This is a genomic window from Lagierella sp. (assembly GCF_029983815.1).
Taxonomy (GTDB): domain Bacteria; phylum Bacillota; class Clostridia; order Tissierellales; family Peptoniphilaceae; genus Mediannikoviicoccus.
This window is the reverse complement of record NZ_JASBYU010000001.1, coordinates 110,089-132,248: the sequence shown is the minus strand read 5'-3', so window position 1 is coordinate 132,248 and position 22,160 is coordinate 110,089. Positions and strand designations below refer to the sequence as shown.

Sequence of the window (22,160 nt, the reverse complement as noted above, 5' to 3'; positions counted from 1 at the left end):
ATGAAATATTTAGTATTAGGGCTTGGAATTACCGGCATTTCTACCGTAAAAACATTGTCCAAACTTGGATATGATGTATATGGATTTGATAGTAAAATTAAAAATGAGAAAGATTTACCTGAAGAATTAAAAGGGGTGGATTTTTCTCCTATATTTAATCTAGAGGATTTAGAAGATAGGGACTTTATATGTATAAAAAGCCCAGGAATTCCAGTAAATAGTGAAATTATTAAAACTATTTTAGATAAAAAGATTGAAGTAGTATCCGACTTGGAAATGGCATATAGACTTTTTGGAGATAAAAACCTTATCGCCATAACGGGAACTAATGGAAAGACTACTACAACCATGTTGGTGAATCACATTTTAAACGAAAGCGGTAAAAAATCCATTGCCATTGGCAACATTGGAATAGGAATGTTATGGGAGATCTATTCCAATCCGGACATAGAGTTTTTTGTAATTGAATCCTCAAGCTTTCAACTGGAATCTACAAAAGACTTTAGAACTAAAGTTGCAGCCATTACAAATATATCTCCAGATCATATTGACTGGCATGGTAACTTTGAAAACTATTTTAATGCAAAGAAGAAGGTCTTTTTAAATCAAAATAGCGAAGACAAGCTTATTCTTAACATGGATGATGAGTATTTAAAGGGGTTAGGTAAGGAAATAAAATCCAAAGTTATAACCGTATCCCTAACTGATAAAAATAGAGATTTTTATTATGATAAACCTTTTATAAACCATGGGAATAAGACGGTTTTAGATACTAATAAACTTAACATTCCAGGGTTGCACAATATTCAAAATACATTAATTGCAGCTGCTATAACATCGACATTAGGAGTATTGGATGAGGATATTGAGAAGGCATGCTATAGCTTTAATTCTGTGGAACACCGAATAGAGTTTGTACGTGACTTTAATTCGGTGAAATTTTATAACGATTCTAAAGGAACCAATGTCGACTCTACAATGAAAGCCTTATATTCTTTTGAAAATCCAATCATTCTAATAGCTGGAGGTTATGATAAAAAGGTTTCTTTTAAAGAGATGTTTTTAGATGGTAGGGAAAGGATAAAACATTTGATTTTAATGGGAAGTACTGCAGCTCAGATGAAGAAAGAAGCCCTTGAAGCAGGAATTGAAGGTATTTCAGTTGTAGAAAATATGTCAAAAGCTGTAGATTTAAGCACTAAAATCATGGATTCAGGGGATATAGTATTACTTTCTCCTGCCTGTGCAAGCTGGGGGATGTATAATTCCTACATTGAAAGAGGAAATGATTTTAAAAATTTGGTAAATAATTTAAATGCATTTGAAAATTGATCAAGTGAATTTCATTTGTAGAACCGATTCTTGGAAACAAATTATTTCAACTATTTGAATTCGTAAAATAAAATTGGTGATTAGATGAAGAATAAATCGAGAAGTAAGGGAAAACTGGATTATAAAATACTTATTACGACAATAATATTGGTTGTTTTTGGAAATATTATGGTATTTAGTTCAAGTTGGCCCTATGCAGTTAGGTTAGGACTTAATCCATACAATTTCATCATAAAACAGGCTCTATTTTCTATCATAGGCATAGTTGGGATGTATATTACATCCTTTATAGATTACCGTGTTTATAGGAAATACGGATACGTTATTTATATCCTTACGATTATACTATCTATAATTGTACTTTTTACCGGCGATCTAAGTAGATTTGCTGCCAGAAGATGGATAGATTTGGGTCCAATTACCATAATGCCTTCAGACTTTTTAAAACTTGGGACCATTATGGCAGTTTGTAAGTATATCGCCTTAAATAAAAATAGAATTTATACCATAGCCTACGGTTTAATACCTATGATATTCTTTCTTGGTATATCCTGTTTTCTAGTATATTTACAGCCAGATCTCTCAACTACCATGGTTATGGGAGCTATAGTTCTAAGTATATTCATTGTTGGTGGAGTAAGTTTAAAACAATCAGCTATTGCCATTTTTGGACTTGGGGGCATAGGTGTATTTGGAATTGTAAATGCAAGGAGTTCCTATAGCCGATCTTCTAGAATTGAAGCCTGGTTAGACCCCTTAAAGGACTTTTCAAATAAAGGATGGCAGTTGGCCCAGTCCTTATTTGCTGTTTCCTATGGAGGAATATTTGGAGTTGGATTAGGAAAATCGAGGCATAAGTTCAGTTATTTATCCGAAGCCCACAATGACTTTATCTTTGCAATAATTGCAGAAGAATTGGGTTTTATTGGAGGCATGACAGTTGTTTTTCTGTATTTATACTTAGTATATTCAGGAATGAAATTAGCATTTAAAATTCAAGATAGCTTTGGAAAGCTGATGATTATTGGAATAATGCTTTTAATTGGAATTCAAGCATTTATAAATATTTCTGTAGCCCTAGGAATAGTACCGCCTACAGGATTGACATTGCCTTTTATAAGCTATGGCGGTAGCTCCCTATTGGTTTTTTTATTTATGATTGGAATTGTATTAAATATATCTAGATACAAAGATAGGAGATAATATGAAAATAGTAGTTACAGGTGGAGGAACAGGGGGACATATCTACCCGGCTATTGCAATAATAGAAGAGTTTCAGAAACAATATCCCGATACAAAGGTACTTTATATAGGAAGAAAGGGTAGTTTAGAATCTATTCTAGTGCCAAATAGCGGATATGAATTTTATGGAATCACAGCAGCCCCACTATCAAGAAAAATAGGTATTAAAACTTTAAAAACCCTTAAAGATACATTAAAAGGGGTTAGAGAATCAAAAAAAATTATTAGAGAGTTCAACCCAAACTTCGTTATAGGGACAGGAGGATTTGTAACAGGACCTGTTCTTTTGGCAGCCCATCTCGCTGGTAAAAAAGTATTCTTTCATGAGCAAAACTCCTATCCAGGAGTAACAAATAAGATTTTATCAAGATTTGCAAAAAAATATTTCGTTACTTTTAAGGAAAGTATTAAATATTTTAAAAATCAAGAACGAGCAATTGTTACGGGAAATCCTATAAGGAACAAATTTGTCGATATTGATTCTATAAAATCTAAGGCGAAATTTCATATGGGATTCAATAATGACAATAAAAATGTTTTAGCTTTTGGCGGATCCAATGGCTCAGGAAAGCTTAATAATGCTTTTAAAGAGATAATCAATGGCAATTTAATAGCAAATGAATTTAATCTTTTTTTTGTTACAGGTAAAAATAATTATGATGACTTTGTAAAGGATATGAAGGTTTTACCAAATGTTAAGGTATATCCTTACTTAGACAATATTCAAGAGGCCTATTCTATTTCGGACTTGGTAATAACAAGTTCAGGTGCAATTACTTTGGCTGAACTTTCCTATCTGGGGATGCCCTCTATTTTGATACCTAAAGCTTATACTACAGAAAATCATCAAGTATATAATGCCTTAGAATTCAAAAATTCAGGAGCATCCATCATGATTGAAGAGAAGGATTTACGTGCAAGTGAATTAAAAGATATAATAGTTAACTTGTTAAAGGATGAAGATAGATTAAAGGATATGGGTATTAAAGCAAAAACTTTTGCAACCCCAAATGCCAGTAAAGATATCATAAAGAACATTGTAGAAGAAGGATTATAGATGAAAGATAATAGAAAAAGAAATTCAGGGCATTTTACTATACTTTGGACAATTATTATAATCCTTTTAATGGGAATTGTAATAGGTTACTTTATGCTTAATCATCCCTATTTTAGCCTGACCAATGTGGAAATTAAAGGCAATAAAACCTATAGTATTGAGGATTTTAAAAGGGATAGTAAGATAATAGGTAAAAATTATTTTTTAATCAATTTGGATAAAGCAAAGGATAATATATCTAGAGATCCAAGAATTGTAAAGGTGGAGTTGGAAAAAAAATATCCAAATACTGTAATTGCTAATATTATAGAAAAAGTCAACATTGCCTATATAGTAAATGACAAGAAGGATAAGGTGTTTATCGACACATTGGGAAATATCAGTCAAGATAAAGGTGAAGGTAATAATGAAAATTTGCCAGAAATCGTAGGGGTAAATACGGATCTTATTAAAAACACCAGCATATTTAATGACCCAGATATTAAACAGATTTACGACAATATCCTTAAGTATAAGATTGAGTATTCTGAACTAAATTTGGTAGATAAAAACAATTTATTTATTGTGGTAGATGAAATAAAAGTGGATTTAGGCAATAAAAAAGAAATGGATAAGAAATTTGAAGTACTTTCTAAGATTCTTTCAGACATTAAGGCTAAGGATATAAAGATAAAAAATATAAAACTAAGCAATGTATCTAAACCGCTAATTATAGAGGAATAAACATTGGACTTGATTAAAATATTGATGTACTCATATAACAACGATAGAAAAATTTGCAAAAATTAAACATAGGTTTAAAACAGTGCCTATGTTTTTTATTTTCAAAAAATGATCGAGAAAATCAAATCCGATAATATTTTATGATTTGGATATAGGTAAGAGTGCCTAAAATTCAACGATTTCTCCTACATAATTCCTTATATGTATCAATAATACTAAAGAACTGCAAAAACTTGACAAAGATTGAAATTTAGCCATTTCGCTTTGACAATTCTGCTGGATAGGATATAATAGTAATCAAGACGTTGGTTAATATTTTTTGGGAGGATGACAAATGAGTTTCGAAATGGAAATAGCAAATGACAATGATATGGCAAAAATAAAAGTAGTTGGTGTTGGTGGAGGCGGTAACAACGCCTTAATGAGAATGTTGGAAACAGGTTTAACAGGTGTTGAACTTATTGCAATGAACACTGACAAACAAATTTTAATTGCCAGCAATATTGAAAACAAACTTCAAATAGGTGAAAAATTAACAAAGGGTCTAGGGGCTGGAGCAAATCCATCCATTGGACAAAAAGCTGCTGAAGAGAGTAGAAATGAAATAGTAGAGATGTTACAAGGTGCAGACATGGTATTTATCACTGCTGGAATGGGTGGAGGTACTGGTACTGGTGCAGCACCGGTGGTAGCAGAAATTGCAAAGGAAATGGGAATTCTTACAGTTGGAGTTGTAACTAAACCCTTTGCATTTGAAGGAAGAAAGAGACAATTACAAGCAGAACAAGGTATTGAAGCACTAAAGGATAAGGTTGATACCCTAGTTACTATTCCTAATGATAGACTTTTACAAATAGCAGAAAAAAGAACTACTATGAAAGAAGCTTTTGCTATGGCTGATGAAGTTTTATTAAATGGTATTAAGGGTATTTCAGATCTGATAGCTGTTCCAAATTTAATTAACTTGGACTTTGCCGACGTTAAGGCAATTATGTCAGATCAAGGTATTGCTCATATGGGTATTGGTATTGCAACAGGAGAGAATAGAGCTGTAGAAGCTGCAAGACTTGCTGTTAAAAGTCCTTTATTAGAAACATCTATCGATGGTGCTAAGGCGGTTCTAATTAACGTTACTGGTTCTGATTTGGGAATTTTTGAAGTGAATGAGGCATCAGAACTGATTAGAGAAGCTGTGGACGCTGATGCAAATATTATCTTTGGTGCTGGAATTGATGAGAGCTTAAAGGACGATATTAAGATAACGGTTATAGCTACTGGTTTTAATAACAGGGACTTTAAAAATGATGTTTCTGGGGAAGAAGACGAAAAGAAAGATTCCTTAGGATCAAGTGACTTAGATGATATAGAAATTCCTTCTTTCTTAAAGAAAAGAGGATTTTAGGATATGAGATGTCCCTTTTGCAACTCGGTAAATACCAGAGTTGTAGATTCGAGACAAGTGGAAAATGAAACATCGATTAGAAGAAGAAGAGAATGTAATGATTGTAAAAAGAGATTTACTACTTATGAAAAATACGAAATCAATTCTCTAATCGTAATTAAGAAGAATCAGGAAAGAGAATCCTTTGATAGAAATAAAATATTGAATGGAATGATTAAATCTTGTTATAAGAGAAAGGTTCCTATAGAAACCTTGGAGGAGGCTACTAAGGAGATTGAATTGGAGTTAAATCATTTAAATATGAAAGAAATTCCATCTTCTAAAATAGGTGAATTAATCATGGAAAAGTTGAAAAAAATTGATAAAGTTGCCTATATAAGATTTGCTTCAGTATATAAAGAATTTCAAGATGTGGAATCATTTTATGATGAATTGGAAGTAGTTAAAGATTAAAACCTCATTTATTTGAGGTTTTTTTATTATTTAAAGGGTATATGGTGTCGGATAAGTTAAAGAAATAGCGAGTATTATTTTATTTTAGTGAATTTTGTGGTACTATAAATTAAACTTGGAGGGGTTTTATGGACTTATTTGAGTATAGTTTAGAAAAGAAAAAGAAAGACAATTCTCCTTTAGCTCAAAGGGTTAGACCAGAGACTATTGATGAATTTTTTAGCCAAGAGCATATTATATATCCAAATAGTCCTTTAATGAGACTTATAAAATCCGATAGGATTGGCTCTTTGATATTATATGGACCTCCTGGTACGGGTAAAACCACTTTAGCAAGGATAATTTCTAATTCTACAAATAGGGTTTTTGAAAAGTTGTCGGCAGTTACTTCTGGTATTAAGGACATTAAAGAAGTAGTTAAGAATGCAAAGGACAATTTGAATTTTTACAACAAGGGTACAATTCTCTTTATTGATGAGATTCACAGATTTAACAAATCCCAACAAGACGCGCTTTTACCCCATGTTGAATCAGGACTTATCACTTTAATAGGGGCAACAACTGAGAATCCGTTTTTTGAAGTTAATAGAGCCTTGTTGTCGAGAACGAAAATTGTGGAACTAAAGCATCTTTCAGATGAAGATATAAAAAAAGCCTTATTACGAGCGATAGATCATAGAAATGGATTGAAAGATTACAATGTGAAAATCGGTGAAAAAGAGCTTGATCTATTGGCAAGACTTTCCTCTGGAGATCTTCGAAATGCTTTAACCAGTTTAGAAGTTGCGGTTTTATCTACGAGGGAAACCGATGGGGAAATTATTTTAGATGAAAATACCATTAGAGATAGTTTTTTCTTAGACAATATAGGATATGATAAAGGTGGGGATATTCACTATGATACCATCTCTGCATTTATTAAATCCTTAAGGGGTTCTGATCCTGATGCTGCATTGATATACTTAGCTAAGATGCTTGAAGCAGGGGAGGATCCAAAGTTTATTGCAAGAAGGTTGATAATTTTTGCTTCTGAGGACATAGGCAATGCGGATCCTAGGGCATTGACTGTAGCAAATGACGTGTTTAGAGCTGTAGAGGTTGTCGGTTTGCCAGAGTGTAAACTCAATCTAGCACAGGGTGTCACATACCTATCAACTGCTCCAAAAAGCAATAGTTCTTATAAGGCGATAATGGAAGCTATATCAGATGTCAAAGCAAATTCAGAGCTTGAAATCCCACCTTATTTAAGGGATTCCCATTATAGTGGAGCGAAGGACTTGGGACATGGTATAGGATATAAATACCCCCATGACTATAAAGGGGGATATGTTAAACAAAGGTATATGCCTTTAAATTATGATATAAAAAAATATTATAGACCTGAAAATCGGGGATATGAAAGGAATATCTTAAAATTCTTAGAGGATAAAGAGGAGGAATAATTTGATTTTACTTAGGGATATTGAAAAAGATTTTAAAAAATATGAAGGGAAAGAAGTGGAAGTTGCGGGCTGGATTAAAAATTCAAGATTTCAAAAACAACTTGGCTTTATTGAATTGAATGATGGAACTCAATTTAAACCAGTACAAATTGTTGTAAGTAGGGATGTTGAAAATTTTGACAAGGTTGACAAACTTGGATTAAGCTCTGCTATTATAGTAAAGGGAACACTTGTTGCAAGTCCACAAGCTAAACAGGCTTATGAAATTCAAGCTTCAAATATATATATCGAAGGAGAGTCTGAAGATGATTATCCTCTTCAAAAAAAGAGACATACTTTTGAATTTCTTAGAACTCTATTACATTTAAGACCAAGGACAAATACTTTTAATGCAGTATTTAAAGTTAGATCTGAACTAAGCTTTGCAATTCATAAATTCTTTAATGAAAGAGGATTTGTCTATGTTCATACACCTCTAATCACTGGCTCTGATGCGGAAGGTGCAGGAGAGATGTTTGAGGTTACAACTTTGGATTTAGATAATGTCCCAAAGGATGAAAACGGAGAAGTTGACTATAGTGAGGACTTTTTTGGCAAGAGTACTAAATTGACGGTAAGTGGTCAGTTACAAGTAGAATCATTTATTATGTCCCATAGAAATGTGTACACTTTTGGACCAACTTTTAGAGCTGAGAATTCAAATACCCCACGCCATGCTGCAGAGTTTTGGATGATTGAGCCAGAAATTGCTTTTGCAGAGTTGAAAGATGTCTGCAATTTAGCAGAAGACGTTGTTAAATATATCATAAAATATATTTTAGAAAACTGTCCACAAGAGATGGAATTCTTCGACAAATTTATTGAGAAGGGCATAATTAACCGTCTAGAAGCAGTTGCAAACAGTGATTTTAAATCATTAACCTACACTGAAGCTATAGATATATTAAAGAAAGCTGATACTAAATTTGAATATCCTGTTGAATGGGGTATGGATTTACAGACGGAACATGAAAGATATCTATCTGAAAAAATTGTAAAGGGACCAGTTTTTATTACCGATTATCCAAAGGATATCAAGGCCTTTTATATGAAGTTAAACGACGATGAAAAGACTGTAGCAGCAACGGATTTACTAGTGCCGGGTATTGGAGAGTTAATAGGTGGAAGCGAGAGGGAATATCGTTATGACGTTTTAAAACAAAGGATAGAAGAATGTGGCCTTTCGCCTCAGGACTACAAATGGTACTTAGATCTTAGAAAATACGGTACTGTGCACCATGGTGGTTTTGGTATAGGTTTTGAGAGGATGGTTATGTACTTAACTGGTATGTCAAATATCAGAGACGTTTTACCTTTCCCAAGAACTGTAGGCCATTGTGAACTATAAATTTGTAATCTCTATTAAGTTGATGTTTATAGATATAGATACTAATTAGGCGGATATTGGACTTTTTAAGAAAAAAACTTGACAGCTTTAAAAATAAAGTTTATAATGTTTTTTGTTGAAGAAGTAGAGTTATCCGCTCTCACCTTATCACAAAGGCGTGCATAAGGTAATAATTTAGTGAATTTTTAGGCGGATATTTCTATCTGCCTTTTTTTATTATCCAATTAGGCACTCAACTTTGAGTGCCTAATTAATTTTAAAAAATTTTTTGATTTTATATCAAAGTTTAACTTTGTTGTTGGATAATGGATTTTATTGAAATTTACGGAGGTGTAATCATTAAAGAATTACAAATTAACGAGGGTATAAGGGCAAAGGAAGTAAGGTTGATTGACGCTCAGGGAGAACAAGTTGGGATTGTTCCAATTCAAAAGGCTCTTGAGGTTGCTAGAAACAGTAATTTGGATTTAGTCAACATAGCACCTAATGCCAAACCACCAGTTTGTAAGGTTATCGATTATGGCAAATATAGGTATGAAGCCATAAAAAGAGAAAAAGAAGCAAAAAAGAAACAAAAAGTAATTAATGTTAAGGAAGTTAGACTTTCACCTAATATTGACACACATGATTTGGAAGTTAAGGCTAATAAAGCCAATAACTTTTTAAAAAAGGGTGACAGGGTAAAAGTAGCGGTAAGATTTAGAGGTAGAGAATTAGGACATACATCCATTGGTAAAGACGTACTTAAGCAATTTGCTGAATTGACTTCAGAAAATGGAGAAATTGACAAAAAGCCTGAAATGGAAGGTCGTAGCATGGTGATGTTCTTAGCACCTATTACAGAAAAAAATTAGGAGGTAAAGTTATGCCAAAGATGAAAACTCATAGAGGTTCTGCAAAGAGATTTAAAAGAACTGGTACTGGTAAAATTAAAAGATTTAAGGCTTACAATAGCCATTTAACTGGTAAAAAATCACAAAAGAGAATTAGAAACTTAAGAAAATCTGCTATAATCAGCAAAGGTGATCAAAGAAGAATTGATCATATGATTCCGTAAATTAAGGAGGTATATTAATGGCTAGAATTAAAAGGGGAACTACTTCCCATGCAAAACATAAAAAAGTATTAAAAGCTGCAAAAGGATATTATGGTTCAAAGCATACGCTTTTCAAGACAGCTAACCAAGCTATAATGAAGTCAATGGCTTATTCTTTCATCGGTAGGAAGAGAAAGAAAAGAGACTTCAGAAAATCATGGATTGCTAGAATCAATGCTGCAACTAGACAAAATGGTCTTAGTTACAGTAAATTTATGTATGGTTTAAAACAAGCTAATATAGATATGAATAGAAAGATGCTTTCAGATCTTGCAATTAAAGATCCAGCAGCTTTTGCTAAGCTAGTTGATATAGCAAAAAACGCATAAATCCCAAATAATGGGGTTTTTTTGCGTTAAAGGGACTTTTAGAGATGTTTATTATAAAAAAACTCAGTAAAATAAGCGAATTAAATAAAAAATTATTACACAATCCACCATTGTATTTGGTTTTGGGATTTTTGGTTGTAATTTTCACAGGAGCCATACTGTTGGCACTGCCTCTAGCGGCGGCTAATGGAAAGGCAACTCCATTGTTGGATAGCCTTTTTGTATCTACTTCCGCAGTGTGTGTTACAGGGCTGACCACAGTGGTAACAGCTACCCATTGGAATTTATTTGGACAATTTATACTTATTTCACTTATTCAGATTGGTGGATTAGGTGTAATGACGATTTCAACATTGGCTGCATTAGTTTTAGGAAAAAGAATTACACTTTCTTCAAGACTAGTAATAAGGGAGCAGGTTGGGACCCATGGATATAGCGGTATGGTAAAACTAATTAGATATGTTTTGATTTCCACGGCCATAATAGAGTCTATTGGAGCATTTTTACTTTCTTTTACATTTATTCCTCAATATGGTTTTTTAAAGGGGATTTGGTTTTCTATTTTCCACTCCATATCTGCCTTTTGTAATGCGGGATTCGATTTAATTGGTGAAGAGAGTCTTATGACTTTAAGGAATATGCCCCAAGTTATGATACCCATTGCGCTTTTAATCATTATTGGGGGTATAGGTTTTAATGTTTATATGGACATTACTAAGAATAAACTGAACTTTAATCAATATTCACTCCATGCCAAAGTGGTATTGACCACTACATTGATACTTCTATTATCCTTTACTACGATATTTTTGGTGTTGGAATTCAATAATGATTTGACAATTGGAATGTTAAGCCTTAGGGATAAGGTCATAAATTCGTTCTTCCAATCCGTTACCCTTAGAACTGCAGGATTTTCTGCAATTAGCCAGACGGGAATGTATAATAGCTCTGCTATTAGCTCCATGGTTGCAATGATTGTAGGAGCAGCACCTGCTAGTACTGGAGGAGGGGTGAAGGTCACTACAATTGCATTGATTTTTATGGTTTTAATTTCGGAAATCAGGGGAGACGATGATATAATTATATTTAACAGGGCAATTAGATTTTCCCAAGTTAAAAAGGCTATTTCGGCTTTTATTATCTACATGCTCTGGATATTAATAGTGGGCAATATAATAACATATATAGAACCTTTCAAGACGGTGGATGTTTTTTATGAAGTGGTTTCCGCTGCTGGTACCGTAGGTATCTCTAGGGGTATAACGGCAATACTATCTCCTATATCCAAAATTCTAATAATCATTACAATGTATTTTGGAAGGGTAGGAATATTGACAATTATATTTGCTACACGTGAAAGAAAACAAAAAAAATATAAAGAAGCATATGGAAATATTATTTTAGGTTAGGTGAGTTATGAAGCAATTTGCAGTAGTTGGTTGCGGTAGGTTTGGAAAAGCCCTTGCAATCAAATTATCTGAACTGGATCAAGAGGTTTTAGCTATAGATAAAGATGAAGAGGTCATTAATGAATTAAGTTCCTATGTAACCCATGCTGTTACTGCCAATATTACGGTAGAGGGAGTACTTGAAGAGCTTGGAATACAAAACTTTGATGTTGTGATAGTGGGGATGAGTGCAAATTTTGAGGCATCTGTACTTGTTACTACAATCTCTAAAGAACTTGGAGTTCCAACGGTGGTTGTTAAAGTTAAAGATAGTTTCCAAGGTAAAATCATGACAAAGGTCGGAGCTGACAAAGTCATTATTCCTGAAAAGGAATCTGGATATCGACTTGCCCATAGCCTTGTAAAAGGTGGAATTTTAGACTTTATAGAGGTTTCTGATGAATATAGTATGATGGAAGTTAAGGCGCCTGCTACTTGGATCGATAGGAAGATTATAGACCTTGGAATTCGTCAGGATGATGATTTGACCATAATAGCTATAAGGCGAGACAACGAAGATATAGTCAATCCAAGTCCTCAAGAGATAATCGAAGAAAAGGACATATTACTTGTGTTAGGCCCTACAAGTCATGTTGAAGCATTGGTAAAGATAACAAATGACTAATGTTATTACAAGTACTAACAATGCCATTGTAAAGAAGATAAATTCTCTAAAGCTTTCTAAAAATAGAAGAAAGAGTCAAGAATTTGTAGTTGAAGGCATTAAAATGGCACAAGAGGCTATTGAATCTGACATTGAAATTGTAGATATAATTTTAAATGAAGAGATTGAATTTCCAATAAGAGATGATTTAAATGGTAAAGTGACCCGACTTAGAACGAGGCTTTTCAAGCAGGTATCCGAGTTAAAGAACCCTGAAGGTATTATGTTGATTTGTAAGGAAAGAAATAGAAAGATCGACTTAGAGGATGACATTCTAATTTTAGATAGTCTTAGGGATCCTGGGAACATGGGCACAATAATAAGAACTGCAGAAGCCTTTGGATATAAGAATATTTTATTATTAGGAGACTGTGTAGATATATATAATAGCAAAGTTTTAAGGTCCACCATGGGGAGCATTTTTAGGGTATCTATAAAAAAGGCGGATTTTGATATCCTTCCTGAACTTAAAAAAACCCATAGGATATTGGTGACTACTTTAGATGAGGATTCGGTGGACATTACAACTATGACAAATGTATCTAAGCATGTTATAATAATTGGTAATGAGTCCAATGGGGTAAGAAAGGAAATCGTAGATTTAGCTGACGAGAAGATTATTATCCCTATAAGTGACAAAATAGATTCCTTAAATGCCGCAATAGCAACGGGAATTTCTATGTTTTATCTCAAGTTAATAGTAACTAAGAAGGAGAGGTAAGTATAATCATTTTTAAAGAGAGCTGTGAATTTGGTGGGACATGGCATTTGATTTTACTTTTTTCGCTCCAGAGTTCTTGGGTAATGCCAAGCGTTTCTAGCGTTAATAGAGTTTACTTTGGGTGGTATAGCGAATCTTTCGTCCCGTTTGGGATGGAAGATTTTTTTAAATCATGCATTAATATCTTTAAGAATTTAATTATTATAAGTATGGAGGAGTTATGAAAGAAAAAATTAATTTGATTAAAGAAAAAGCCTTTTCTAATATCAAAGAGCTCAATGAGTTGGATGAGTTAGATAGGATTAGGGTAAAATTTTTAGGTAAAAAAGGAGAACTTACTCTAATTCTTAGGGAAATGGGAAAATTATCAAAAGAGGAAAGACCTATAGTTGGACAATATGCCAATGAAGTTAGAACTGAAATAGAGAATTTGTTAAGTAATAAGAGGGAAGAACTTCAAAAAATTAAGAATGAAAGAAAAGTAAAAGCCGAAAAGATTGATATCACTAGATCCATAAGTAGATTTGAAATTGGACATAGACATCCACTAAATAAAACTATGGAAGAATTGGAAGACCTATTTCAAAGAATGGGATTTTCAATTATCGAGGGTCCAGAAATTGAAACTGTAGAGAATAATTTTGATAAATTGAATTCTCCAAAGAATCATCCATCAAGATCTACTTCTGACACCTTTTATATAGATGAAAAAACTTTACTTAGGACACATACATCACCAGTACAGATAAGAACAATGCTAAAACAAAAACCACCTATAAGAATGGTATCGGCAGGAAGAACTTTTAGATATGATGAAGTTGACGATACTCATTCACCTATGTTTCACCAAATAGAGGGTTTGGTAGTAGATAAAGGGGTAACTATGGCTAATTTAATAGATACTTTAAATGTGTTTATTAAAGAGTTCTTTGGCGAAGATATGGAAACTAGATTTAGACCACATCATTTTCCCTTTACAGAACCTTCAGCAGAAGTCGATGTCTCTTGCTTCAATTGTCATGGAGATGGATGCCCTCAATGTAACTACACTGGATGGAGTATGGAATTACTAGGATGTGGTATGGTTCATCCAAATGTACTGAGAAATTGTGGAATTGATCCAGAAATATATTCAGGATTTGCCTTTGGAATGGGTATCGACAGAATTACGATGATTAAACATGGAATTAATAATATAAGATTGTTATACGATAACGATAAGAGATTTTTACAACAGTTTTAGGAGGATATAATGCTTTTACCTTTAATATGGATGAAGGACTATTTAAATATAGATAAGGATAGTAAAGAAATTGCTGATAAAGTTACACTATCTGGATCCCATGTAGAGTCTGTAATGGATTTGAGTGAAGGATTGGACAAGATAGTAACTGCTAAAATATTGAAAATTACTAAACACCCAAATGCGGATAAACTTTCCATTGTTACATTGGACTATGGGTCTAAAACGATAGAAATAATAACTGGTGCTAGGAATATGAATGAAGAAGATTCTGTTGTCTTTGCACAAGTAGGGGCAAAACTTCCAAACGGTCTTGAAATTAAACCAATAGACTTAATGGGTATTGAATCGCCTGGTATGTTATGTTCATATGAAGAATTGGGATTTTCTAAAAATGTAGTTCCAAAAAATTCTCAAGACGGAATAATAATCCTTGAAGATACAAAACCAGGAACTCCTATAGTAGATGTTCTTCAATTGGAAGAACCTGTCATAGAATTTGAGATAACACCTAATAGGCCAGACTGCCTTTCTATATTGGGAATGTCTAGAGAGGTAGCTGCTACTTTTAGAAAAAGGGTAAACCCTCCTAAAAGTGTTATAAAAAATGAAGAGGGGGATATTGGCGACTATTTTGATGGTGTAAATATCAACTCTAATGACTGCTATAGATATATAGGCAGGGTAGTTAAGGATGTAAAAATCAAAAATTCACCTCAGTGGATTGTAAATAGACTTATGCAAGCTGGCATTAGACCTATTAACAATATAGTAGATATTACAAACTTCGTGCTTTTAGAACTTGGACAACCAATTCATGCCTTTGACTTAGAAACTTTGAAGTCAAAAGTAATCAATGTTGGAAAACCTGATAATAATTTTAATTTTACTACTTTGGATAAGGAAAAAAGGGAATTGACGAAGGATGATTTGATCATCTATGATGGAGATAATCCAGTAGCCATAGCTGGCGTAATGGGTGGTTTGGACTCGGATGTAAAAGATTCTACAACAAGGATTTTTATTGAGTCTGCAAGTTTTTCTCCAGACTGTGTTAGAAATACTTCGAAAAGGTTGAACCTTAGAACTGAAGCCTCCATGAGATTTGAAAAAGAAGTTCCTACAATGCTAGCTAGTCTTGCTATGGATAGAGTTTGCAATTTAATTGAACAGACTAATTCTGGAGTGGTGGTTAAAGGAGAATATGATGTAGTAAATAAAGAAGTTCAAGAGGAAAGTTTTGAATTTGACTACCATAGGATAAATGAGATTTTAGGAACGAATTTGACAATAGATGAAATTGTGGATTATTTAGAAGATTTAGAGTTTGTGACAGAAGTTAAAGGAGACTTTATTAAGATTACAGTTCCATATTTTAGAACTGATATTCATATAGTTGAAGATGTGGCTGAGGAAATAGGAAGGCTTTACGGATTTCATAATATAGAGCCCAAACCTTTGGTAGGAGGCCTTCTAAGCGGAAATAAAAGTTACCAAAGACAAGTTGAGGATAGGGTTAAAACTATTCTTTATGGATGTGGTATATATGAAGTAATGACCTATTCTTTTATTAGTAAAAAATCCTATGATAAAGCTTTTGTATCCTATAATGCCGAAGAATCCATTGAATTACTAAATCCACTAGGGGAAGATTTCTCTGTGATGAGAACGACGACCTTAACAAATTTATTGGATATAATGGAAAAGAATTCTAAAAATAAAGTAGAAAATCTTAAAATTTATGAATTGGGGAATACATTCTATAAAGACCAAGATGGAAAATTAAAAGAAAAGAAAAAGATCGGTCTTGGGATGTATGGGAACGTAGATTTCTATAACTTGAAGGAAGTTGTAGAAACTTTACTAAAGGAACTTGGGCTATCTGAAATAGAATTTGAATCGGTTTCTAAAGATAAAACTCTTCATCCAGGAAGGGCTGCAAAAGTGATTGTAGCTGGAAAAGAAATAGGTCAAATCGGAGAAATCTCCTTTGATGTAGCTAAAAACTATGACTTTATTTATAGGGTCTATATTGGAGAGTTGGATTTTGAATCTATTTTGCCTCATGTTATCAAAAATCCTAAATTTATAGAGATTAGTAAATTTCCAACAATAGAACGTGACATTGCAATCGTACTTTCAAAGGATGTTGAAACTAGTGTTGTAGAAAAGATCATGCTCGAAAAGGGTGGAAAGCTTTTGAGAAACGTAGAGCTATTTGATGTGTATATGGGCGAACATATTGAAGAAGGTAAGAAAAGTTCTGCTTACAATCTAAAATTCCAAGGTGAAGATAGAACTTTAAGAGAAGAAGAGGTAAATGAATTAATGGATGAAATAGTATCTAGCTTAGAAGAGGAATTGGATGCTCATTTAAGGAGTTAATATGCAAAATAAAGAAAAACATTCCATTACAATTTTAGGTAAAAATTATAAATTACTTTCAGACAAATCAGAAGAAGAAATAAAAAGTTTGGAAGAGTTAATCAACAGTCAGATTCAAAATATAAAAAAGGACAATAATTCATTATCCAATGATATGATTTTTACTTTAACACTATTATATTTTGCTGAAGACGTTAATAGGACGAGGGCCTATATGAAACAGCAAGAATCTGAAATAATAGGTTTAAAATTTGAGAAAGAAAATTATAAAGCTGCGTCATCTGCAAACAATGAGAGATTAAATGAAGTAAAAACAAAATATGATGAAATATTAAAACTTAGCAATCAAGGAAAGTTAGAACTAAATGAAACAAAAGCTAAATATGATAGTACACTTCTTGATTTGAAAAGGGTTAAAGACGAGAATAACCGACTATCTAAAGAAAATGAGGAAATGAAAAGAAAAAATTTAGATCTAATTAATAAGAATAAAGGTAATAATAGTAAACTGCAAAAAATTATCGATGAATTGATAAGGATTAAGGAAGGTAATTAATGAAAGATTTTCCTGAAATACTTGCTCCTGTAGGAGATATGAAAATGTTAGAAGCTGCTATAAAGGCAGGGGCAAGTGGAGTTTATCTTGGAGGAAATCTATATTCTGCAAGGGCATATGCCACAAACTTTGATTTAGAAGAGCTAAAACAAGCTGTCATATTGAGCCATCGGCGAGGAGTGAGGGTTTATATTACCGTTAACACTCTATTTCATGACGAGGAGTTGGAAAAAGCTTTAAACTTTGCCATCGATTTATATAATATGGACGTTGATGGAGTAATAATTCAGGATTTGGGACTATTTAAACTTCTGAAGAAACACATTCCAGATTTGGACTTACACGCTTCAACTCAAATGAATATCAACAATTATTATGGAGCGAAAGCATTACAGGAACTGGGATTTAAAAGAGTTGTTTTAGCGAGGGAGACTCCTATAGAAGAGATTGAAAAGATCTGTAAAGAACTTGATATTGAAGTAGAGGTTTTTGTTCACGGGTCCCTTTGTGTTTCTTGTTCTGGACAATGTCTTATGAGTTCTTATTTGGGAAATAGAAGTGGAAATAGGGGTAGATGTGCTCAACCTTGTAGAATGGATTACAAGTTATTAAATGAAAATAAAAAAGAGATCGACAAAAATTATGGTTATAATTCTGTTATCAGTCCAAAGGACCTTTCTACTATAGATAATATTGAAAAACTTCAAAAAATCGGTGTAAAATCCTTTAAAATAGAAGGGCGTATGAAAAAACCTGAATACGTCTATAATGTTGTGAAAACCTACTATGACAGGGTTCATGGATTGGATTTTGACGAAAACAGACTAAGACAAGTTGCCTTAAGAGGTTATACTAGGGGCACAATTTTTGGAGATTTTGGCAAAAACTATATAGAGCTAAATCGTCAGGAAGGAAAGAAGGGTTTAGAGGTTGGACAGATAATCAATATAAAGGGTAATAAGGGAATAGAATTTAATTTAGATGTAGACGAAATGGATATATTATTATTAGAAACGGAAAAAGGCAAATCCATACCCTATACATTAAAAAAAGATTATAGAGTTGGAGATAGGGTCTTTGAAAAATATTTTTTTGATTTACGATTAGATTCCAATGTAATAAGGTCAAGCTCAGCGAGATTGTTAGATGAAATCAAAGATAAGGAAATAGAAATAAAACAGGAGATATTTCTAAAATTCATTGGTAGGCTGGGAGAAAAACCTGAACTATACTTAGAATACAAGGACATTGAAATACGAGAAATTTCCGACTATAAAATCATGAAGGCCATCAATAGCCCTATTAGTGAAAAAGATGTCTCTTCATCATTGAAGAAGCTTGGTAATACTGATTATTTCACAAAAAATATAGAAATTGACATGGATGACAATATCTTTATTCCCGTAAAGATCCTTAATTCCCTTAGAAGGGGAGCCATTTCCCAATTGGACTTTAAACTTACAAATTACCATGACAGAAAGCCATTGGAGCATGTAAAGTTGGAAGTTTTGCCATTGACCAATATTAATAATGGAATAATTTCTGTTAATTTAGAAGAAAATAATTTAACAGAAGAAAAGGAAAATCCATATGGAGAAATCTATACTGAAAATTTAGGAAGTTATTTAAATGGAAATTATTTTAAAATGCCAAGAATTATATTTTCATGGGATTTAAATAAGCTGGCAAAAGAATTACAGGATTATCAATTTAAAGGATTCTTAATTAATAACATTGGAGATATTCAATTCATTAAGGAGAATTTCCCACATAAGCAAATAGTTTCTGATTATGGGTTGAATGTGCTGAACATATATAGTTTTAAATTTTTAGAAAGTTTAGGATTAGAGAGGATTACCCTATCCACAGAATTAAACTTAAAAGAATTAAATTATATTTTAAACTACGTAAGTAATAGATATGAGATTATTGTCCACGGTCCTTTAATTTCAATGATTATGAAGCATTGTCCATTTTCTATTCTTAAAAATTGTGTAAATGATGAAAATTGTGAGTACTGCAATTTTAACGTTGGATATTTGGAAAATGAAAGGAAGGACAGATTTAAAATAATCAGAAAAAGTGGATATAGCGAGTTGTACCATACAAAACAATTGCTTGCGTATTATTTGCTACACAGGATTAATTTCGTTTCCAATGGTAGTGTCAGAGTAATTGACAATGGAACTACTAAGGATCTATCTAGAATATATTTTAAGAAGATCAACGGAAAAAAAGATGACGAAAATGTTTTTGATATTGAAAAATATACTACAGGACATTTTGAGAAGGGGATTGAATAGATGAATAAAAAGGCTTTGAAGATTTTAGAGTTTAATAGAATTAAAGATAGATTGGTTGGCCATACATCTTCAAACCTAGGAAGAAGACTGGCAATGGAACTTGAGCCAATTAACGACATTAAAACGATCACTCATAAGTTGAAGGAAAGTGAAGAGGCATTGTCTTTAATTTATGCTCTTGGAAGACCTCCAATTTATGAGATACAAGATTTTAGGCTATTGCTTAGGCATGTTGAAAAAGGTGGAAGTTTGGATAATAGGGAGCTTTTGGATGCTGCGACTTTACTACGATCGGTGCAAGATACAAAAAAGTACTTTAATGATAATGAAGAAAACATCGAAAAATTTCCGATTGTAGGTAATCTTATAAGTTTATTAAAACCCTATCCTAATATTGAAAGACAGATAAGTAATGCTATTATCTCTGAGACGGAGATAAGTGATAACGCAAGTTCTGAGTTAAAGAGGATTAGAAGAGAAATTATTTCGAAAACGGATTCGATTAGAGTAAAGTTAAATCAAATTTTAAAGTCCCAAAGTTCACAAAAATTGCTTCAGGATTCCTATGTCACAGTAAGGGATGGAAGATATGTTATTCCAGTTAAATCTGAGAACAAGTCCTCTGTAAAGGGGATAGTACATGACCAATCCAGTTCAGGACAAACCGTGTTTATCGAACCTATAGCTGTAGTAGAAATTAACAACGATATAAGAACTTTACAACTTGAAGAAGCCGACGAGATTAAAAAGATTTTAAAGGAGCTATCTAATCTTCTATTAAATGTTCATGAAGATATCATCCATAATCAAAATAATATGGCTCAGTTGGACTTTATTTTTGCAAAGGGATCTCTAGGGATAGATTTAAACGGTATTAGGCCAGAAGTGAATACCTTAGGAATAGTTGATATGAAAAGCGCAAGACACCCTCTCCTAGATCCTGAAAAAGTAGTTCCCATTGATCTGAATTTAGGTGATGATTATAATACTTTGGTTATTACTGGACCTAATACAGGGGGTAAAACCGTAACTTTAAAAACCCTAGGACTTTTAACTATTATGACTCAGTCTGGGCTTTTAATTCCTTGTAAACAGGATACAAAAATAGCCGTATTCGATGAAGTATATAGTGATATAGGGGATGAACAAAGTATCGAACAATCCCTCAGTACATTTTCTTCTCATATGACAAATATTGTTGATATTCTAAAAAATGTAAAACAAAACTCCCTAGTATTATTTGATGAACTTGGAGCTGGCACTGATCCTACTGAAGGTGCGGCACTTGCAATATCCATTTTGAGTAGGCTCTTAAAGAGAAATATTAGAACTGTTGCTACAACCCATTATTCTCAATTGAAATTATTTGCATTAAATACGCCTGGGGTAAAAAATGGTTCTGTGGAGTTTGACGTAAAGACACTTAGTCCAACTTTTAAGCTTACAATCGGTATTCCAGGTAAGTCAAATGCCTTTGAGATTTCAAGAAGGTTAGGACTTTCTGAAAGTATAATTTCTGATGCAAAAAAGATTATTCCAAAGGAAGAGCAGTCCTTCGAAGATATATTAAACCAAATTGATACCGATAGAAAAGAAATCGAGGAGAGTAAACAAAGACAGATTTTATTGGAGCAAGAGGTTTCTAATTTAAAAAGACGTCTGGACTCAGAAATTGAAAAATCTAAGAATGAAAGGGCAAATATTATAGAACAGGCTCAAAGTGAAGCCTATGAAATCATTAGAAGTGCTAAAGAGGAATCTTCCCAACTATTAAAAGAGCTAAAATTCTTAAGCAATTCTAATAAGGACAATATTGCTTCTCAAGCTGTTGACATTGAAAATAGATTTAATAAGCATTTAGATAAAAAATCTGAAAACAAATCTATTTTAAAAGTTAATAAAAAATCTGGAAAAGAAGATATTAAATTGGGAGATAATGTTGAAATACTTGGAATGGGAGAAGTTGGTGAAGTAGTTACCAATCCTGATAGAAAAGGTGAAGTTCAAGTACAAGTTGGCATAATGAAGGTAAATGCCAATATTAAGAATCTCAAATTAGTAGAATCTGAAGAGGAGAAAAAAGCAAATTATAGTATAAAGAGTATAATTCAATCTAAGTCTGGTTCAAATGTCAAAAGAGAACTGGATTTAAGGGGGAAAAATATTGAAGAGTCAATCTATGAAATTGATAAATTCCTTGACGATGCATATATAGTGGGAATAAAAGAACTTTCTATCATTCATGGAAAGGGTACTGGAGTTTTAAGAAAGGGAGTACAAGAATATCTTAGGACCCATAGATTGATTAAAAAGTTTAGAGACGGAGAGTTTAATGAGGGAGGCCTTGGAGTCACCGTTGTAGAATTGAAATAGGGGA

General features: G+C 32.8%; 19 protein-coding genes. All 19 read left to right on the top strand.

Features of this window, described 5'->3' with window-relative positions; translation table 11 throughout:
* The 19 genes from murD (at position 1) to Q1K37_RS00555 (ending at position 22,156) form a co-directional block, all read left to right on the top strand.
* On the top strand, positions 1–1,332 hold the full coding sequence (gene murD / locus Q1K37_RS00645) for a UDP-N-acetylmuramoyl-L-alanine--D-glutamate ligase (RefSeq protein WP_300408322.1): 1,332 nt from the start codon (positions 1–3) through the stop codon (positions 1,330–1,332).
* A gap of 84 nt (positions 1,333–1,416) precedes the next feature.
* Positions 1,417–2,535 (top strand): putative lipid II flippase FtsW, encoded by a 1,119-nt coding sequence (gene ftsW / locus Q1K37_RS00640; RefSeq protein WP_300408318.1) that lies wholly within the window; start codon positions 1,417–1,419, stop codon positions 2,533–2,535.
* A 1-nt stretch (position 2,536) separates the two neighbouring features.
* Positions 2,537–3,631 (top strand): undecaprenyldiphospho-muramoylpentapeptide beta-N-acetylglucosaminyltransferase, encoded by a 1,095-nt coding sequence (gene murG, locus Q1K37_RS00635; RefSeq protein WP_300408315.1) that lies wholly within the window; start codon positions 2,537–2,539, stop codon positions 3,629–3,631.
* Positions 3,632–4,354 (top strand): FtsQ-type POTRA domain-containing protein, encoded by a 723-nt coding sequence (locus Q1K37_RS00630; protein WP_300408313.1) that lies wholly within the window; start codon positions 3,632–3,634, stop codon positions 4,352–4,354.
* Positions 4,355–4,688: 334 nt separating this feature from the next.
* Positions 4,689–5,756, top strand: a complete 1,068-nt coding sequence (gene ftsZ / locus Q1K37_RS00625; RefSeq protein ID WP_300408310.1) for a cell division protein FtsZ — start codon at positions 4,689–4,691, stop codon at positions 5,754–5,756.
* Between the two features lie 3 nt (positions 5,757–5,759).
* On the top strand, positions 5,760–6,209 hold the full coding sequence (gene nrdR / locus Q1K37_RS00620) for a transcriptional regulator NrdR (protein WP_300408307.1): 450 nt from the start codon (positions 5,760–5,762) through the stop codon (positions 6,207–6,209).
* 128 nt (positions 6,210–6,337) lie between these two features.
* The gene (locus tag Q1K37_RS00615; RefSeq protein WP_300408304.1) at positions 6,338–7,651 is read left to right on the top strand and encodes a replication-associated recombination protein A; all 1,314 of its coding nucleotides are present in this window, start codon (positions 6,338–6,340) and stop codon (positions 7,649–7,651) included.
* A 1-nt stretch (position 7,652) separates the two neighbouring features.
* Entirely contained in the window at positions 7,653–9,038 is a 1,386-nt protein-coding gene (gene asnS / locus Q1K37_RS00610; RefSeq protein WP_300408301.1) for an asparagine--tRNA ligase, read from the top strand.
* 305 nt (positions 9,039–9,343) lie between these two features.
* Positions 9,344–9,892: a translation initiation factor IF-3 gene (infC, locus tag Q1K37_RS00605; RefSeq protein WP_300408298.1), complete on the top strand. Its 549-nt coding sequence runs from the start codon at positions 9,344–9,346 to the stop codon at positions 9,890–9,892.
* 11 nt (positions 9,893–9,903) lie between these two features.
* Positions 9,904–10,095 carry a 50S ribosomal protein L35 gene (gene rpmI / locus Q1K37_RS00600; RefSeq protein ID WP_300408296.1) on the top strand — a complete coding sequence of 64 codons (192 nt, stop codon included), beginning with the start codon at positions 9,904–9,906 and terminating at the stop codon, positions 10,093–10,095.
* Positions 10,096–10,112: 17 nt separating this feature from the next.
* The gene (gene rplT, locus Q1K37_RS00595; RefSeq protein ID WP_300408293.1) at positions 10,113–10,463 is read left to right on the top strand and encodes a 50S ribosomal protein L20; all 351 of its coding nucleotides are present in this window, start codon (positions 10,113–10,115) and stop codon (positions 10,461–10,463) included.
* 44 nt (positions 10,464–10,507) lie between these two features.
* Positions 10,508–11,872 (top strand): potassium transporter TrkG, encoded by a 1,365-nt coding sequence (locus Q1K37_RS00590; RefSeq protein ID WP_300408290.1) that lies wholly within the window; start codon positions 10,508–10,510, stop codon positions 11,870–11,872.
* 7 nt (positions 11,873–11,879) lie between these two features.
* Positions 11,880–12,536 (top strand): TrkA family potassium uptake protein, encoded by a 657-nt coding sequence (locus tag Q1K37_RS00585; RefSeq protein ID WP_300408288.1) that lies wholly within the window; start codon positions 11,880–11,882, stop codon positions 12,534–12,536.
* Positions 12,529–13,296, top strand: coding sequence for an RNA methyltransferase (locus tag Q1K37_RS00580; protein WP_300408285.1), 768 nt, complete (start codon positions 12,529–12,531; stop codon positions 13,294–13,296). Before Q1K37_RS00585 ends, Q1K37_RS00580 begins: the two co-directional genes overlap by 8 nt.
* A gap of 220 nt (positions 13,297–13,516) precedes the next feature.
* The gene (gene pheS, locus Q1K37_RS00575; protein WP_300408282.1) at positions 13,517–14,539 is read left to right on the top strand and encodes a phenylalanine--tRNA ligase subunit alpha; all 1,023 of its coding nucleotides are present in this window, start codon (positions 13,517–13,519) and stop codon (positions 14,537–14,539) included.
* Between the two features lie 9 nt (positions 14,540–14,548).
* A complete protein-coding gene (pheT, locus tag Q1K37_RS00570; RefSeq protein WP_300408279.1) occupies positions 14,549–16,924 on the top strand; it encodes a phenylalanine--tRNA ligase subunit beta in 2,376 nt (791 codons plus the stop codon).
* 1 nt (position 16,925) lies between these two features.
* Entirely contained in the window at positions 16,926–17,480 is a 555-nt protein-coding gene (locus Q1K37_RS00565; protein ID WP_300408276.1) for a cell division protein ZapA, read from the top strand.
* Positions 17,480–19,783, top strand: coding sequence for a U32 family peptidase (locus tag Q1K37_RS00560; protein WP_300408273.1), 2,304 nt, complete (start codon positions 17,480–17,482; stop codon positions 19,781–19,783). The genes Q1K37_RS00565 and Q1K37_RS00560 overlap by 1 nt, the downstream gene beginning before the upstream one ends.
* Positions 19,784–22,156 carry an endonuclease MutS2 gene (locus Q1K37_RS00555; RefSeq protein ID WP_300408270.1) on the top strand — a complete coding sequence of 791 codons (2,373 nt, stop codon included), beginning with the start codon at positions 19,784–19,786 and terminating at the stop codon, positions 22,154–22,156. It abuts the gene before it with no gap.
* The last annotated feature ends 4 nt before the right edge of the window (positions 22,157–22,160 follow it).